15 protein-coding genes and 1 pseudogene are annotated in these 15,454 nt (G+C 44.8%); 5 read left to right on the top strand and 11 right to left on the bottom strand.

Annotation, left to right across the window (positions count from 1 at the left end; genetic code table 11):
* Nucleotides 1-146 precede the first annotated feature (146 nt).
* Nucleotides 147-992 (top strand): hypothetical protein, encoded by an 846-nt coding sequence (locus RG608_RS04250; RefSeq protein WP_268687694.1) that lies wholly within the window; start codon nt 147-149, stop codon nt 990-992.
* Between the two features lie 24 nt (nt 993-1,016).
* Nucleotides 1,017-2,273, top strand: coding sequence for a toxic anion resistance protein (locus RG608_RS04245; RefSeq protein ID WP_268687695.1), 1,257 nt, complete (start codon nt 1,017-1,019; stop codon nt 2,271-2,273).
* Nucleotides 2,274-2,349: 76 nt separating this feature from the next.
* Here RG608_RS04245 and RG608_RS04240 read toward each other — a convergent pair whose 3' ends face one another.
* Nucleotides 2,350-3,168 (bottom strand): ADP-ribosylglycohydrolase family protein, encoded by an 819-nt coding sequence (locus tag RG608_RS04240; RefSeq protein WP_308946586.1) that lies wholly within the window; start codon nt 3,166-3,168, stop codon nt 2,350-2,352.
* A 118-nt stretch (nt 3,169-3,286) separates the two neighbouring features.
* Here RG608_RS04240 and hslO point away from each other — a divergent pair, with 118 nt between their 5' ends.
* Both hslO and dusB read left to right on the top strand, forming a co-directional pair.
* A complete protein-coding gene (hslO, locus tag RG608_RS04235) occupies nt 3,287-4,159 on the top strand; it encodes an Hsp33 family molecular chaperone HslO (protein WP_308946585.1) in 873 nt (290 codons plus the stop codon).
* The gene (dusB, locus tag RG608_RS04230) at nt 4,146-5,123 is read left to right on the top strand and encodes a tRNA dihydrouridine synthase DusB (RefSeq protein ID WP_002926271.1); all 978 of its coding nucleotides are present in this window, start codon (nt 4,146-4,148) and stop codon (nt 5,121-5,123) included. Before hslO ends, dusB begins: the two co-directional genes overlap by 14 nt.
* A gap of 39 nt (nt 5,124-5,162) precedes the next feature.
* On the opposite strand, the gene RG608_RS04225 is transcribed toward dusB, so the two are convergent.
* The 9 genes and pseudogenes from RG608_RS04225 to RG608_RS04185 form a co-directional block, all read right to left on the bottom strand.
* The gene (locus tag RG608_RS04225; RefSeq protein WP_308946584.1) at nt 5,163-5,912 is read right to left on the bottom strand and encodes a DUF6287 domain-containing protein; all 750 of its coding nucleotides are present in this window, start codon (nt 5,910-5,912) and stop codon (nt 5,163-5,165) included.
* Between the two features lie 161 nt (nt 5,913-6,073).
* Nucleotides 6,074-6,862, bottom strand: coding sequence for an NUDIX hydrolase (locus RG608_RS04220; RefSeq protein WP_308946583.1), 789 nt, complete (start codon nt 6,860-6,862; stop codon nt 6,074-6,076).
* A gap of 56 nt (nt 6,863-6,918) precedes the next feature.
* On the bottom strand, nt 6,919-7,734 hold the full coding sequence (pnuC, locus tag RG608_RS04215) for a nicotinamide riboside transporter PnuC (RefSeq protein ID WP_268687700.1): 816 nt from the start codon (nt 7,732-7,734) through the stop codon (nt 6,919-6,921).
* Nucleotides 7,735-7,755: 21 nt separating this feature from the next.
* Nucleotides 7,756-8,813 (bottom strand): annotated as a pseudogene (locus RG608_RS04210) (AAA family ATPase).
* A 185-nt stretch (nt 8,814-8,998) separates the two neighbouring features.
* The gene (locus tag RG608_RS04205; RefSeq protein ID WP_002911498.1) at nt 8,999-9,400 is read right to left on the bottom strand and encodes a DUF4430 domain-containing protein; all 402 of its coding nucleotides are present in this window, start codon (nt 9,398-9,400) and stop codon (nt 8,999-9,001) included.
* A complete protein-coding gene (locus RG608_RS04200) occupies nt 9,384-9,869 on the bottom strand; it encodes an ECF transporter S component (protein ID WP_268687702.1) in 486 nt (161 codons plus the stop codon). The genes RG608_RS04205 and RG608_RS04200 overlap by 17 nt, the downstream gene beginning before the upstream one ends.
* A 41-nt stretch (nt 9,870-9,910) precedes the next feature.
* Nucleotides 9,911-10,654 (bottom strand): DUF4272 domain-containing protein, encoded by a 744-nt coding sequence (locus RG608_RS04195; protein ID WP_268687703.1) that lies wholly within the window; start codon nt 10,652-10,654, stop codon nt 9,911-9,913.
* A gap of 80 nt (nt 10,655-10,734) precedes the next feature.
* Complete coding sequence (locus tag RG608_RS04190) at nt 10,735-13,164, bottom strand: ATP-dependent Clp protease ATP-binding subunit (protein WP_308946582.1); 2,430 nt, start codon at nt 13,162-13,164, stop codon at nt 10,735-10,737.
* On the bottom strand, nt 13,165-13,629 hold the full coding sequence (locus RG608_RS04185; protein ID WP_268687705.1) for a CtsR family transcriptional regulator: 465 nt from the start codon (nt 13,627-13,629) through the stop codon (nt 13,165-13,167).
* 184 nt (nt 13,630-13,813) lie between these two features.
* Between RG608_RS04185 and RG608_RS04180 the strand changes: the two genes are divergently transcribed.
* Nucleotides 13,814-14,263 (top strand): hypothetical protein, encoded by a 450-nt coding sequence (locus RG608_RS04180; protein WP_374989833.1) that lies wholly within the window; start codon nt 13,814-13,816, stop codon nt 14,261-14,263.
* A gap of 104 nt (nt 14,264-14,367) precedes the next feature.
* On the opposite strand, the gene tsf is transcribed toward RG608_RS04180, so the two are convergent.
* On the bottom strand, nt 14,368-15,411 hold the full coding sequence (gene tsf / locus RG608_RS04175) for a translation elongation factor Ts (protein WP_002928238.1): 1,044 nt from the start codon (nt 15,409-15,411) through the stop codon (nt 14,368-14,370).
* Nucleotides 15,412-15,454 lie beyond the last annotated feature (43 nt).

The following is a 15,454-nucleotide window of genomic DNA, read 5'->3' as shown; positions in this document are numbered from 1 at the left end:
TTTATTGAGAGGAATAAAATGCCTTTCCGAATTAAGCAAATATAAAAAATGGTCTCAATGTATAAAATCATTTCAATCTTTAGCCTTCAAAAACCAGCTTTTATGTTAAAATAGAGATATCACATTGATAAGAAAGAGAAACGTCCATGTCGAGGAGAAATGATGATTCCAACCAGCAACCAGAATGGTTTAGCTGGATTTGGATACTTGTATTTGTATTTGGTTCTGGAGCTGTAGCCAGCTATCTAATTCCCATAGCTATTCTGGGAGCAATTGGCTACGGAATCTATCGCTACCAAAGTCAGAAAAAAGTTCGGATTGAAGCTAAACAAGCCAGCATTGGCCGTATTGAAGATTTGAAATCAGAAATTGGTCATGCTGACCGCCGCATTAAAGAATTGGAAGGCTACCAAGAAGATGGGGCCCAAGAAAGCTATCAGAATTTAGCTCTAGAAATTCTTCCCCAGCTAACCTATATCAAAAATGCTGCTAACGACCTACGCGGAGAAATTCCTACATCTGTCTACCAGCGAATCCAGACTAAAATTCGTACTGTCACTGATGAAATCGATGAACAACTGAAAAAGATTGAACGAGAGAAAAAACGAAAAGAAGCGCAGCCTAAGAAAACTAGTCTAGAAGAGCTATCCCCAGAATTGGTCGCTACAGTTCGCAATATTCAGATTGACCATGAGGCCATTCTTCAAAAAATCTCTCAATCTGAAAGCAACAATAAGGAAGAGCTGACTGCCATTCATCAGTCCCAGATGGAGCACTACGAAGATATTTTAGAAGGCTACCTCAAAATCAAAGCTTCTCCCAAAGATTTTTACAATGCAGAGGAGCGGCTAGCCAAGGCCAAAGCAGCTATAGAGCAGTTTGACTTGGACCTAGACGAAGCGCTGCGTCAGTTAAATGAAGCTGATTTGAGGGACTTTGACATTAGCCTGCGCATCTTAGACAAAGAAAAGCAAACAGACACCGGCCTTTAAGCTAGATAAACCAAAGGAGAAACTATGAGCCAAGAATTTAATTTTGATATTGATAAAATTGCTAACAATGCCATCAGCAAAAGCGACAAAACAACAGAAATCATCGAATCCAATACGACTCAAGAAAATGGCCAGCTAACTTTTCTGGAAAAACTGACTCCTGAGCAACAGAGTGCGATTACGGCTAAAGCTCCGCAGCTGGTGGATAATTTCGTATCGGACCAAAATGCCTTGCTGGACTTTGGCCAATCTGCTGTAGAAGAGGTCAATGGTACTGTCAATCGTATCTTAGCCGAGCAGAAAAAATTACAAATTCCCCAGGTAGATGAGCTCTTAAAAAACACCAACAAAGAACTCAATGGCTTTGTCACAAAATACAAGGATGCTCAAGTAGCAGAACTGGACAAAAAGCCTAATTTCCTAGAAAAACTCTTCAAACAGAGCAAAAACACTCTTCAAGAATTCTATTTTGACTCACAAAATATTGAACAGAAAATGGACGGCATGGCTGCAACGGTCGTCAAACAAGAAGATGTCTTGGCCCGCAACATCGTTTCTGCTGAAATGCTGATTGAGGATAATACCAAATCGATTGAAAACCTAGTCGGAGTTATTTCCTTTATCGAAGCTGCTCAGCAAGAATCTGGCAATCGAGCGCTCAAGCTGCAGACTGAAGTCGCTCAGCTAGATATGACAACTGTTGACTACCAAGTCAAATCGCAAGAATTAGCCCGAATGACAGAGGTGGTCAATACCCTAGAGCAGCAACACACTGAATATGTCAGCCGTCTCTATGTGGCTTGGGCGACAACGCCTCAGATGCGCAATCTGGTCAAGGTTTCCTCTGATATGCGCCAGAAGCTAGGAATGCTCCGCCGCAATACCATTCCAACTATGAAGCTGTCTATCGCCCAGTTAGGAATTCTCCAGCAATCCATGAAGTCTGGTCAGGTAGCTGACGCCATCTCGAATGCCAATAACGCTGCCCTGCAAATGCTCGCCGAAACGAGCAAGGAAGTCATTCCTCAGCTGGAACGGATTTCCCAAAGTCCTACTATTGCTGTTGAGTCTGTCACTAAGCTGGCAGAAAGCCTTGTCGCACAAAACCAAGGCATTATCGAAGCTATTGATAAAGGGCGGGAAAAACGCGCTCTGCTAGAAGCCACTGTTATCCAATCTGCAGAGACCATCAACAACTCTGTCAAACTGCGTGATCAAAAGATTATCCAAGCCTTGTTGGACCAAGGTAAGGAAGCCCAGAAAGAATTAACTACAGAATAAGTAAAAGAGCCTAGATGGCTCTTTTAATGTTTTACTTTTTAAATAATCAACACAGTCCTGTCTTCCGATTATCCCTTTAAAACAAGCAGCTTTCCAGTAGTTCTTTATTGCGCAGCTGGGCTAGCCAGTTGTCAGGAATCCCTTCCAAACCATAGATAATACCAGCCAATCCGCCAGCAACTGCTGCTACTGTATCAGTGTCATCGCCCAAATTAACAGCTTTCAGGACAGTTTCCGGATAAGAAGTGCTAGTCAGTAAGCACCAAAGTGCTGCTTCCAAGGTATCCACCACATAGCCACTAGAACGAATGTCAGTCTCTGTCAGCTCTGCTAATCTTTGCAAACGAACATAGGTCTTACTAGTCTCTATGTCTGATAGTATTTCCGGTAGTTGCTGGCCTTTTAAGAGCCTACGAGCAATATCCACATAAAGCAGGCAGGCCTCTACGGAAGTCGCATGGGCATGAGTAATGCTGGAAACAGCTTCAATATCAGACGGACCGGCTTCTGTAAAGGTTAGGGGCAGAATCCGCATCAAAGAACCATTCCCGTTGGAATATTCATCAGAGAGACCGTGTCCCCTTGTCAATGCTTCGCGAGTCGCATTTCCTACATCAAAAGTCAGACCATCTGGTGTGTATGCTCCCTCGAATAGCCATTTTTTAAACCGCTGCTGCATATCGGCAGGGTCAACCTTACCTTTTTCCCTGATAGAATCACAGGTCGCCAAAACAAGGCTAGTATCATCTGACCAAGTTCCAGCCGGTTGCTGATGGCTGCCATAGCCTGTCATACCAACCGCTTCAAAACTGCCCCGAATTAAAAATTCATACGGAACACCTAGAGCATCTGCCACCGCCAAACCATAGACTGCCGCTTTCAAAGATTGGTTCATGCTAGCCTCCTCTGCTTTTTGTTTTATTATACTATTTTTGGTCTTAAAATTCTTCCTAACCCCAAAAAACAAGCGCAGTCGCGCGCTTGTTTTTCTATTTTGTGTTAAAATAAAAGGTATGGACAAAATTATCAAAACTATCTCAGAAAATGGTTCTTTCCGAGCTTATGTGCTGGACAGCACAGAGACGGTTCGGACCGCTCAAGAAAAACATCAAACTCAAGCAAGCTCAACTGTTGCACTTGGCCGCACACTGATTGCCAGTCAAATTTTAGCTGCAAATGAAAAAGGCCAGACCAAGATTACCGTCAAGGTCCTTGGGACCAGCTCACTAGGCGCGATTATCACAGTGTCAGATACCGAGGGCAATGTCAAAGGCTATGTGCAAAATCCCGGTGTAGATATCAAAAAGACTGCCACCGGTGAGGTTCTAGTTGGTCCTTTTGTCGGCCAAGGAGAATTCCTCGTCATCACAGACTATGGTACTGGCAATCCTTACAACTCCATGACCCCTCTCATCTCTGGAGAAATCGGCGAAGACCTAGCCTTCTACCTGACCGAAAGCCAGCAGACACCTTCCGCAGTTGGCCTCAATGTCCTCTTGGATGAGAATGATAAAGTCAAGGTTGCCGGCGGTTTCTTGGTACAAGTTCTGCCTGGTGCCAAGGAAACCGAAATTGCCCGCTTTGAGAAGCGAATCCAAGAAATGCCTGCTATCTCAAGACTGTTAGAATCCGATAACCATATCGAAGCTCTGCTGGCTGCCATCTATGGTAATGAGCCTTATAAACGCCTGTCTGAAGAGGAAGTCCGCTTCCAGTGCGACTGTAGAAAAGAGCGCTTTATGAATGCCTTGGCTACCCTGCCAAAGGCTGACTTAGAAGAGATGCGTGACCAAGACCAAGGGGCTGAAATCGTCTGCCAATTCTGCCAGACAGCCTATCACTTTGACCAAAACGACCTGGAGGAACTGATTCGTGACAAATCTTAATACCCCTTTTATGATTGGAAATGTTGAAATTCCCAACCGCACAGTTCTGGCGCCTATGGCCGGCGTAACCAACTCTGCTTTCCGAACCATTGCCAAAGAGTTGGGAGCAGGCTTGGTCGTCATGGAAATGGTCTCTGACAAGGGCATCCAGTATAACAACGAAAAAACCCTCCACATGCTCCATATTGATGAGGGAGAAAATCCCGTTTCTATCCAGCTTTTCGGTAGCGACGAGGACAGTTTGGCGCGCGCAGCAGAATTTATCCAAGAAAACACCAAGACAGACATCGTCGATATCAATATGGGCTGCCCGGTCAATAAAATTGTCAAAAACGAAGCTGGAGCTAAATGGCTCAAGGACCCTGAGAAAATCTATAAAATCATCAACAAGGTCCAATCCGTTCTGGATATTCCCCTGACAGTCAAGATGCGGACTGGCTGGTCTGACAGCTCACTAGCTGTAGAAAATGCTCTAGCAGCCGAAGCCGCTGGAGTCTCTGCCCTGGCTATGCACGGTCGCACCCGTGAGCAAATGTATACTGGTCATGCTGACCTTGAGACCTTGCACGATGTAGCCCAAGCTCTGACCAAGATTCCTTTCATCGCTAACGGAGATATTCGCAGCGTGCAAGACGCCAAGCAGCGGATTGAGGAAGTCGGCGCCGATGCTGTCATGGTAGGCCGAGCTGCTATGGGAAATCCTTATCTCTTTAACCAAATCAACCACTACTTTGAAACCGGCGAAATTCTTCCAGACCTCAGTTTCGAGGACAAGATGAAAATCGCCCATGACCACCTCTCCCGCTTGGTAAATCTCAAAGGAGAATATGTAGCCATCCGCGAATTCCGTGGTCTAGCTCCGCACTATCTGCGCGGTACTGCCGGAGCAGCCAAACTCCGCGGTGCTATTTCGCAAGCTGAAAGTCTGGCTGAAATCGAAGAACTCTTACAAATTCAAAAATAAAAACGAAAGGAAGCCCATTGGACTTCCTTTTCCTTATGTTTAGGGTTGGGTCACCACAACGCTTGTTACTGAACCATCCGCTCCTGTTGTAATCTGCAGATTTGCATTGCCTTGCCCGCTTAATTGAGCATTGTATTTGCCATCATCCAGCGTATAAGAGTAGGAAGCGATGGAATAATTATCTGTTTTTCCATCTGCAGACTGGACTGTGAATTGACCATTACCTGATACAGTCACAGTATTTCCATTGGCATCCTTCCAAGTACCAGCAGCCGCTGAGAAATCCCCATCCACCATGGTCAAGACACCTTTATAGCGAGCATTGCTGGCTGCCTGCTTATTTTGAAGCTGGCGATTGCTTTCCGGTGCTTGGGCTGGTTGAGTTGCTTGAGACTGAGTATTTTTTCGACCTGAAGCTTGCTGCGGCTGTGTTTGTTGGGCTTGAGGCGCTTCGACAGTAGACTGTTGCTGATTAGCAGGAATTTCGGCTTGTCCAGGCTGGCCAACTGCTCCTTCTGAAGAAGCGCTATTGCTAGCCTTAGGAGAAGCGCTGGCCTTGCTGGATGACGCAGCTTTTGAGCTAGAGGAAGTCTGAACAGTCTTTCTAGAACTAGCACTTGTTGTACTTTCTTCTTTCTTACCACATGCCCCTAAAAGCAAATTAGAAGCCAGAACTGCAGCTGCCATCAATTTTGTATAAGTCGGTGTTTTCATCTTTTGTCTCCTTGTAATATTTAGAAATCTTTTTGTAATATTATTGTAACACTGTAAATTTACTATGTCAATCATTTATACAAGTTTTTTCAAAAAATTTTTTACTCAAGCGAAATTCTGTTTCTCAATCAGCTTCTTTTGTCATGAGAAACACGCTCCTACTTATCTATTCGTAATTAAAAATGAAAAAACAGGACAAATTTGTCCTGCAAGAGAAATATATAATCAACCTTCTTTTAGTCTGATTTTTCTACCTTAAGCCGATACACTTTTCTCGGCTTCTTCTTTGGCACGCGCTTAACGCCAGCCTCCTCCAAGTATTCTCCAAATTTTACTAAAAAATTATTGCTAACGATAGGGCGTCTAGGTGAGATGAGGTTGACCAGCTCAGTCCCTTCATAGACAGTAAACGGTGATTCCAGCAGATGGAGAAAAGTTGGATTCCAGTCCAGTCGTCCCTGAATCCGCTTGATAGATTCCAACAGGATTTGGTAGTGGTCAAAGGCAAAGCCCTCTGCTGTCAGGAGCCGTTCACCATCTTTAAAACTACTAGTCTTAAAGTCAACATCAAGAAAGGTGACTTCCTTGGCATCATCCCCAGCTTGCGCTTGGTCTACTGCTATGGCCGGCAGATAGACCAGATGGGCAATGGTGATGACCCAACCGCGCGGATCACGTCCTGGAGTAGAAACCGTCATCAGCTGTTCCACCTTTTCCAGCGGTATCTCCAGCCCCACCTCTTCCTTTACTTCCCGAATACAGGCTTGATAGGCATCCTCATGCTTGTCCACAAAACCTCCGACTAGGGCATATTTATTCTGATAAGGATGAGCCTTACGCTTGATGACCAAGAGTTTCACCTGACCATCCACAAAACAGTAAGCCACCATATCTGCTGTTACGCTGGGTGTCTCGTACTTGGGTAAATCCTGTATCTTGTACCATGCCAAAAAGGCGGACTCATCCGCCATGGTTTCGTAGTACTCTTTTTCCGACATTCCCGATGGGATATCCTGTTTGGTCATGAATTTTTCGTCCTTTCCTAAGCTATCTTTTTCTATCAAAAATCTCAAGCTTTGGTCTAAGCTTTCTTCACCGCCTTGGTCCACTGATACCATCCGACGATACTATTGAGGGTATAGACCCAGTACATGGCCTGGATATGGAGATTGCTACCCCACCAGAGATAGATACTGAAGAGATTGGTCGCAATCCAGAAAAGCCACTGCTCGCGGTAGAGACCAGTCATGAGAAGCTGACCGATACCATTGGTCGCATCTGTCACACTATCACGGAAAGGCCGGTGACTGTGAATACTCTTATAGGCAAAGCCCATACCAATCCAAATCAAGGCAGTTAAGGCCAAATATTTAAGCCAGCCGCGCCAGTCTAACTTCTTAGCTTCAAAATGAGATGGTTCTTCCTTATCTTGCTCATTGACCCGATTAGACAGCCAAGTATAAAGGCCAATCGGCTGCATGATAAAGAAGTAGACCGTAGTCAACACTTCTCCATAAAAGCTTGCCTGAAAAGACAATAAGAGGTAAATTGCCGAATTAATAGCTCCAAATAGGTAATTGCTGGCCCGCCCCTCGGCTACTAGAATAACGCAGACAATTCCTGTCCAGGAAGCAAAGAGTCCCAGCCAGTCATGCTGCTCCTGACCACTGGTGAACTCCAGAATGAAAGGCAGACTGGAAAGAGCAATCAAGTAGAGCCATTGAGTCAAGCTGCGCCCGCCAAATAAATCCTGCCAGAACAATTTCGCTATGCCGCTAAAACCTTGTTTTTTAGCTGCCGCACAGACATTGCGGAAATTCTGAACAAAGGTTTGAGATTTTTGTTTCAGTCCTGCGTAAAGAGCTGCAGGAGAGAGTTTTTGATTTTTTACTACCATTCTATTTTACCACTTTCTTTTTTAATCCGCTTGATAAATCATGTCGATCGCATCTTTGGCCGCCTGATAATTGTCCAAATAACTGCCAGCCAGATAGACCGTCGGAATATGAGCCAAGCACTGCTCTTTCAGCTTTTTCAGATAGCTTGAAAAATCACTGCGTATAGCCTCGTCTGCCATACTCATATCGCGAAAGCCATCGTTGACATAGGCCCCAACCGGCTCAGCAAAGAGAATCAAATCCCATTTTTCCTTAGACAAAATGCTGGCAAAGAGATTGTCAAAAGTATCTGTTTCTTCATCCTGAACCGGACTTTCTTTCAGATAGTAATCATAGTAAGCCTTGGTTACCAACGAATTTGTATCAGCCACGACTAGACCACGGTTGGCGCTGCTGTCAATCAAGCGGGAAGTCTGAGCATATTGTCCTAAGAGCAGATAATAGTAGTCTTTAGGAGTCAGCTCATCGTCTCGCACATTATTTTGAATCTGGTATTCTCGAGCATATTCCAGACTAACTGGAGCATCATAATAGCGAGCCAAATCCTTAGCCAAGGTCGTTTTACCATTGCTGGCACTACCCATAATCAGCACTTTCTTGGTAAAGTGACGGCTGAAAGGTTGGGCGATATATTTCCAATAACGACTAGGATTTTCCCGAATCATGGTAGCTGAGATACCAAACTGGCGCTCTTCCAAACAGGTTTCAAAACCACGTTTTGTCAGCTCTGATTGATAGTCTGATTCTCCGACAAAAAAATCAGTTCCTCGCGTTCTGCATCATAGCCAACCAACTCTAATAAAGCTGGCAGCCACTTATCCCAACCCATAGGGTAACGAGGAAAAGAAGTTTCGTCCAGTTTGTAAACCTGGGTCAGTTCATCATCTGCGAAAGTCTCCCGCGTATAGCGGAATCTCTTCTGCAGAGATAGACCCACTTCCTGCCCACGGTCACCCTGATAACCAGAAACCACCACGCGTACCTTGTCATAAGAACGCTTAGTCTTCTGGATTAAATCGATATGCCCCTGATGCAAGGGAGCAAATGTTCCAAATACGATTGCAATTTTTTCTTTCATAAGCCTATTCTTTTTATTGTTTTTTATATTTTGTTCTTTCTATGTTTTTATTATAAACTATATTTTTATTTTGTCAATAGTTTTTTATAAAATTTTATAAAAATATTTTCAGACACTTTAAAACTTCTCCAAGGATACAAAAAAGAACCTGGTGCCTTAGGCATCAGATTCTTTTTATAAAAGATTTATTGCTGATAGACTTCTTGGTAGAATTCCAGCTTGTCTCCATCCTTGACAGTGATTTGATTGGCTGCCTTAGGAGCCATTTCTCCATTGACCTTAAACATCCAGTAGAGGCCCTTTGCTTCATCCTGAGCATGACCGTCAATAGAAGTGATAAAACCATCTTTTTCTTCGACCTTATAGGCTTTCTTCAAAGCATCCATCGCTGTCTTTCCTTCTTCGACAGCCACCGTTTTCTCGCTCTTTTCCTGACCTTCTGGCGCAATACTGATGCTGATTTTCAGTTCCTTTTTGACAGAAGAATCAGCTGAGCTAGAGCTCTTGTCAGTATTTGTCTGGCTGCTGCCGCAACCAACAAGGAGAAGGGCAAAAGCAAGTGTGAGCAAACTAAAGATTTTTTTCATTATAGAGCCTCCTTAAAATAGGGTACAAGAGTGGGTAAAAAAACAAGGTCGACAGTCCGTGCGCTATATTGAAAGTCAAAGCATTGATAATCGCATAAGACCACCAGTGATAGTTGTAAAGCAAGGCTGTCAGTGTATCAATGGCAATGCCATAGCCAAAGGATAGGAGAGCTGCTGCTATTCCCTGTCCCACTAGATTTAACCGAGAATAGAGCAGCCGCCAAAGGCAAAGAATCAGTCCAAAGGACAGCAACTGAAAGAGGACGATCGGACTCATTCCCAAAAGAAAGGCTGATGTAAACATTGTCACAGCCATCACTAGGATTGAAGTCTGCAAATCCTCAAAGATAACTATCAGGAAAAAGATAGCTGAGATAGGCTGCACATTGGGCAAAAAGGAAAATGCATAGCGAAAGGCCACACATAAAGCCGATAGGATGGCAATTTTAGCCATTTTACGAGCGGACAAAGGTACCTCCTTTCTAATTAAGTGAATCAAGAGAAGTTGGACTAGGTATGCAGCTCAACAGCATCCCAGTCTTGTGCCGTATTCAGCCCCAGCAGCCAGTCAAGACCAGACCGCCTCTCCAGAACGACACTTTCATCAAGGCCTGCCGGTGCTGGCTGATCATGAATCCGAGCATCGACACAGGCCCAATGATAACGATAAATCAAATCATCCTCATCCAGTAGTTCTTCTAAGCTGCGAGGTTGGCATTTGCCCAGAAATTCCTGAAAGTCAACCGCACTAGCGACTGCGTCAATAGCAGCATCACAATCACAAATCTTATCTGGAAACGGCAAAGTATCTACTAGACCCAAGTACCAAATCAGGGACCAATAGGCCTCGTATTTCCAAACCATATTGATGATAGCTGCCGGATCGGCACGATCTTCCAAAACTGTCCTTTCTTTGGGCGTCAGCTCTTCCTGCACTCCGTACTGCTGCAGTTTATCCTGCAGCCACTGGCGGCTCTCCTCATTGTAATTATTATTTTCGATATCCAAGGCCGCCTGAATAATCAAGAGGCTGGTAATAGCTCGACGCGCAATTTCTTCTAGCGAGCGCGGCCATACCTGCTCAGCACTTTCGATAACCGGCAAATGCTCAAGGTAAGGAATACCTTCTTTCTTCAAACGCTGGATACTAGCCGCCTTGCGCTCTTCTGGTGTTTTCACGCTGGCTTTCTTGCCAGCAAACAAATCCTTAAAAAACGACATATCAGCCTCCAATCCTTCAATTCCCAGTTTCATTGAATGATGAAATAACTATTGAGTATCTATCTAATCAAGGGCTAATCGTAGGCGAAAATTTTCATTGCAGACTTGGCTTTCTAAACCACTTCAAACTTAAGTTGGTCAGCCTTGACCCCGACCTTAAGAGTCTGACCAGTCGTCAAATCTCCTGTCAAGAGGAGTTCAGACAGCTTGTCCTCCACCTGGGTCTGCAGAGTGCGACGCAATGGCCGTGCTCCCATTTCCACATCGTATCCTTCCTGAGCCAGCAGCTTAAGTGCACTAGACTGAAACTTCAGCTCAATTCCCTTCTCAGCAAGACTAGCAATGAGCGGTTTGACCATAACCTTGACCACCTCCTGCATATCTTCTGCAGATAAGCTGTGGAAGACGACCTTCTCATCTATACGGTTGATAAACTCAGGTCGATAAGCTTTCTTGAGTTCTTCCAGCATCCGTTTTTCCATATTGGCGTGGTCCAAACGGATATCCCGAGCCCCAAAACCTACCGTCTTATCATCCCGCAAACTGGTTGCTCCCAGATTGCTGGTCATGATAATAATCGTATTGGAGAAGTCAACCTTGCGACCCTTGCTGTCAGTCAACTGACCATCATCCAAGACCTGCAGGAGAACATTGAAAATATCCGGATGCGCCTTTTCCACCTCGTCAAAGAGCAGGACAGAGTAAGGTCTGTTGCGCACCTTCTCCGTCAGCTCTCCTCCTTCTTCATAGCCTACATAGCCTGGAGGCGCTCCATTGAGGCGGCTAGCCGCGAATTTCTCCATGTACTCACTCATATCAAATCGTATGAGAGCAGACTCGTCATCAAAGAGACTTTCGGCCAGAGCCTTGGCTAGCTCCGTCTTCCCGACTCCTGTCGGACCTAGGAACATAAAGGAGCCAATTGGCCGCTTGCTGCTGCGGATACCCGACTGATTACGGCGGATAGCTCGGCTAATAGCTGAAATCGCCTCATCCTGCCCAATCACGCGTTTATGCAGTTCTGTTTCCAAATTGAGGTATTTCTTGGCATCTGTCTGAGTCAGCTTCTGCACAGGAATTCCAGATAAACCGCTAAGAGTAGCCAAAACATCGTCTTCTTCCACTTTCAGTTTATAGAGCTTAGGCTGCTGCTCTTGCTCAAGCAACTTTGAGACTTTTTTGAAATCCGCTGCCATCAAGGCTTGATCCACTGGCGTCAAATCTGACTGCTCATAATTCTGCGGTCCTCTATTCTGCACTGTCGCACTGGCCTCGTCCAAAAGATCAATGGCAGAGTCTGGCAGGTGCTTGCTAGTCAGATAGCGATGGGCGTATTTGACCGCTGTCTCGATAGCCTGATCACTGATCTGCACCTTGTGATGGTCCTCATAGCTCTTTCTCAAACCTTGTAAAATAGCAATGCTGTCAGCCACATTCGGCTCTTCTATACTGACTTTGGCAAAACGCCGAGAAAGAGCAGCATCTTTTTCAATATGTTTCTGGTACTCTTCCTGCGTCGTAGCACCAACTGTCCGCAATGTTCCGCGAGCCAGAGCCGGTTTCAGGATATTGGCCGCATCCAAGGTCGAGTCAATACCGCTGCCAGAGCCCATGATAGTATGTAGCTCATCGATGAAGAGAATGACATGACCATCTTCTTCAATGTCATTGATGATGTTGTTCATCCGCTCCTCAAAGTCTCCGCGAAAGCGAGTGCCAGCGACTACATTCATCAAGTCCAGCTCCAAAACCCGCATCTTGGCAAGTTCAGCCGGAACCTGACCAGCCGCTACACGCTGAGCCAGTCCCAAGGCTAGAGCAGTCTTACCAACCCCAGCATCTCCAACCAGCACTGGATTGTTTTTAGTCTTGCGACTGAGAATCTGAACTATCCGTGAAATTTCCTGATCGCGGCCAATGACTGGCTCCAATCGGCCATCTCTAGCCAGCTCCGTCAGATCACGAGTGTAATCTTCCAGCCCCCCGCTGGTAGAAGCCGGCATCCCCATCATATTAGCCATGGTCTGCTTAGCAGCCATTACGCCCTTATTCAGACTGCGGATAGCCTTGATATCTTCCTTGCCCCAGCCAGATCGCTGCTCCAAGACCTTACGCAAATCACTGATTTTCGGCCCCTGCTCCTTATCCTCGTAGCTAAAGCCGGTAAATTCCAGAATACGAGAGGCCAAGGTCCCCCGGTCAAATAGCATGGCCAGCAGCACATGTTCGGTACCTACATGCTTAGCGCGAACAGCTTCTGCAATCTGTCCTGCCTCCTCAAACAGCTCCTCTAAGCGATAAGAAAAAGGCAGCAGCTCGAAGTGACCGTCTTTCTGATAAGCCTGACCAGTAATCTGAAAAGCTGCTTCTTCAAATCCATCAACTTCCACAGGAAATTCATTGAGAACTGAACCAGCAACACTGTAGGGATTATTAGCCAAAGCAATCAGCAGATGCCATGATTCCAGATAATCTGTCGTAAAATGGCCGGCCAAGAGCTGGGCTGCTTCCAAGCTTTCTATTAAGGCTTTTGAGTATTTCATTTATGATTCCATTCCTTTTCTGTCTAGTTGTTGTAAAATCTTTTTTAATATCCGGGCACGAATCTCCGCAGCTCCATCGCCCAAAATCGAGTCCGATGCTGTTGATAAGATTAGATTGCCCTCACGTTCAGTCATAATCTTCTCGTCAAAAAGAAGCTGAATAACATCTGTAAAAACCTGTTGGCTGACACGCTCTCCTACACTGTCGTACAGGCCGCAAAGCATCTGATGCCGGTCGGAAAATTCAATCTTTCCAATCCGAATATAGCCGCCGCCACCACGCTTGCTTTCAACGATATAGCCCCGACTTTCCGTAAAACGCGTCTTAATCACATAGTTAATCTGACTGGGAACCACCTGAAAAACATCAGCCAGTTCACTGCGTTTTAATTCAACCATCCCCGCCTGAGCCAGAATAGACTTGATATATGCTTCAATACTGTCCGATGTGTTTTTTGCACCCATGACTTCCCTCTCCAGTTGAGAATTTCAGAATAAATTTCTTTTTCCTTGATTCTCTAACATTGACTATCTTTGACTAATATTATACCGGAAAAGTCTCTATTTTGAAAGAAAAAGGGGTGACTGAAAGGTCTGATAATTCAAACTAGTGAAAAAGCTTTAAAAGCCTTGTGTAACCGCTTGCTTTTTGCTTTTAAAGCGTTATAATATAGGTGGAAATCCACAAGGAAAAGACAGACAGAAACTTCTGCCTGCCAACGATCATCTAAACAAGGAGGATAATCCAATGAAAATGGATTGGCTCAACTATTCTCGTCATGTACTCAAATGGCTTTTTGCAACTCTGAGTATTTTCACCATCTTTTCTGCTGATTACGTTGATATTCCTATCGGAGCTCTCATCGCCTGTCTTTATGCTCCCTTGCTCTTCGAACAGGAGCTGGTCAGCAACCGAGTCAAATGGTATAGCTTTCTAATCATGATGATGGTTACTCTTCCCCTTCTGTTTATTACCAAAGTCTATCAGTTTAGCCTAACTTACCCCCAAACAACTGCACTTCTCTTCATATTGGTTGTTTTGATTTTTACCAACGGCTTGATTGCTCATAAGGAAGAAAGAGAAAAAGCAGCTAAGTGATGCTGCTCACCATTCTAAACTTGATGTTTCAAAATGCTACAAATGAAAAGGTCTGAGAAAAAATCTCAGACCTTTTTATCGTTCTATTTCTATGCTAAAAACGATTAGTTTTGACCAAGAGCAGCAGCCATTGTTGCAGCTACTTCGTTTTCAAAGTCGTTAGCAGCTTTCTCGATACCTTCACCAACTTCAAAGCGAGCGAACTCAACTACTGAAGCATTTACTGATTCAAGGTAAGCTTCAACTGTCTTGCTGTCATCCATGATGTAGACTTGTGCAAGAAGTGTGTATGCTTGGTCAACTTTAGTGTTGTCAAGCATGAAGCGATCCATTTTACCTGGGATGATCTTGTCCCAGATCTTTTCTGGTTTGCCTTCAGCAGCCAATTCAGCCTTGATGTCTTCTTCAGCTTGTGCAACAACTGCATCCGTCAATTGAGCTTTAGAACCGTATTTCAAGTGTGGAAGAGCTGGTTTACCAACCATTGCACGGCTTTCATTGTCTTGATCGATGACATGGTTCAATTGCGCCAATTCATCTTTGACAAATTGCTCATCCAATTCTTTGTATGAAAGAACAGTTGGTTTCATCGCAGCGATGTGCATAGAGATTTGCTTAGCAAGAGCATCGTCTCCACCGTCAATAACTGAGATAACTCCGATACGGCCACCGTTGTGTTGGTAAGCACCAAAGTGTTGAGCATCTGTCTTTTCAATCAAAGCAAAGCGACGGAAAGAGATCTTTTCTCCGATAGTTGCAGTTGCAGATACGTATGCAGCTTCAAGAGTTTCACCTGAAGGCATTGTCAAAGCAAGTGCTTCTTCGTTGTTAGCTGGTTTGCCTTCAGCGATTACTTTCGCAGTAGCATTTACCAAGTCAACAAATTGAGCATTTTTCGCAACGAAGTCAGTTTCAGCATTCACTTCAACAACAGCGGCAACGTTACCGTTTACGTAAACGCCTGTCAGACCTTCAGCGGCAACACGGTCAGCTTTCTTAGCTGCTTTTGCCATCCCTTTTTCGCGAAGCAATTCAATCGCTTTTTCGATGTCACCATCAGTTTCAACAAGTGCTTTCTTAGCGTCCATGACACCAGCACCAGATTTTTCACGCAATTCTTTGACAAGCTTAGCTGTAATTTCTGCCATTTTTCTTCTCCTATTTTTTAATGTAAATAAAGGAGCTGGGCTG

Origin of the sequence: Streptococcus sp. IsoGale022 (genome assembly GCF_031142805.1) — a bacterium.
GTDB classification, from domain to species: Bacteria; Bacillota; Bacilli; order Lactobacillales; family Streptococcaceae; genus Streptococcus; species Streptococcus sanguinis_A.
This window is presented reverse-complemented; position numbering and strand designations above follow the sequence as displayed.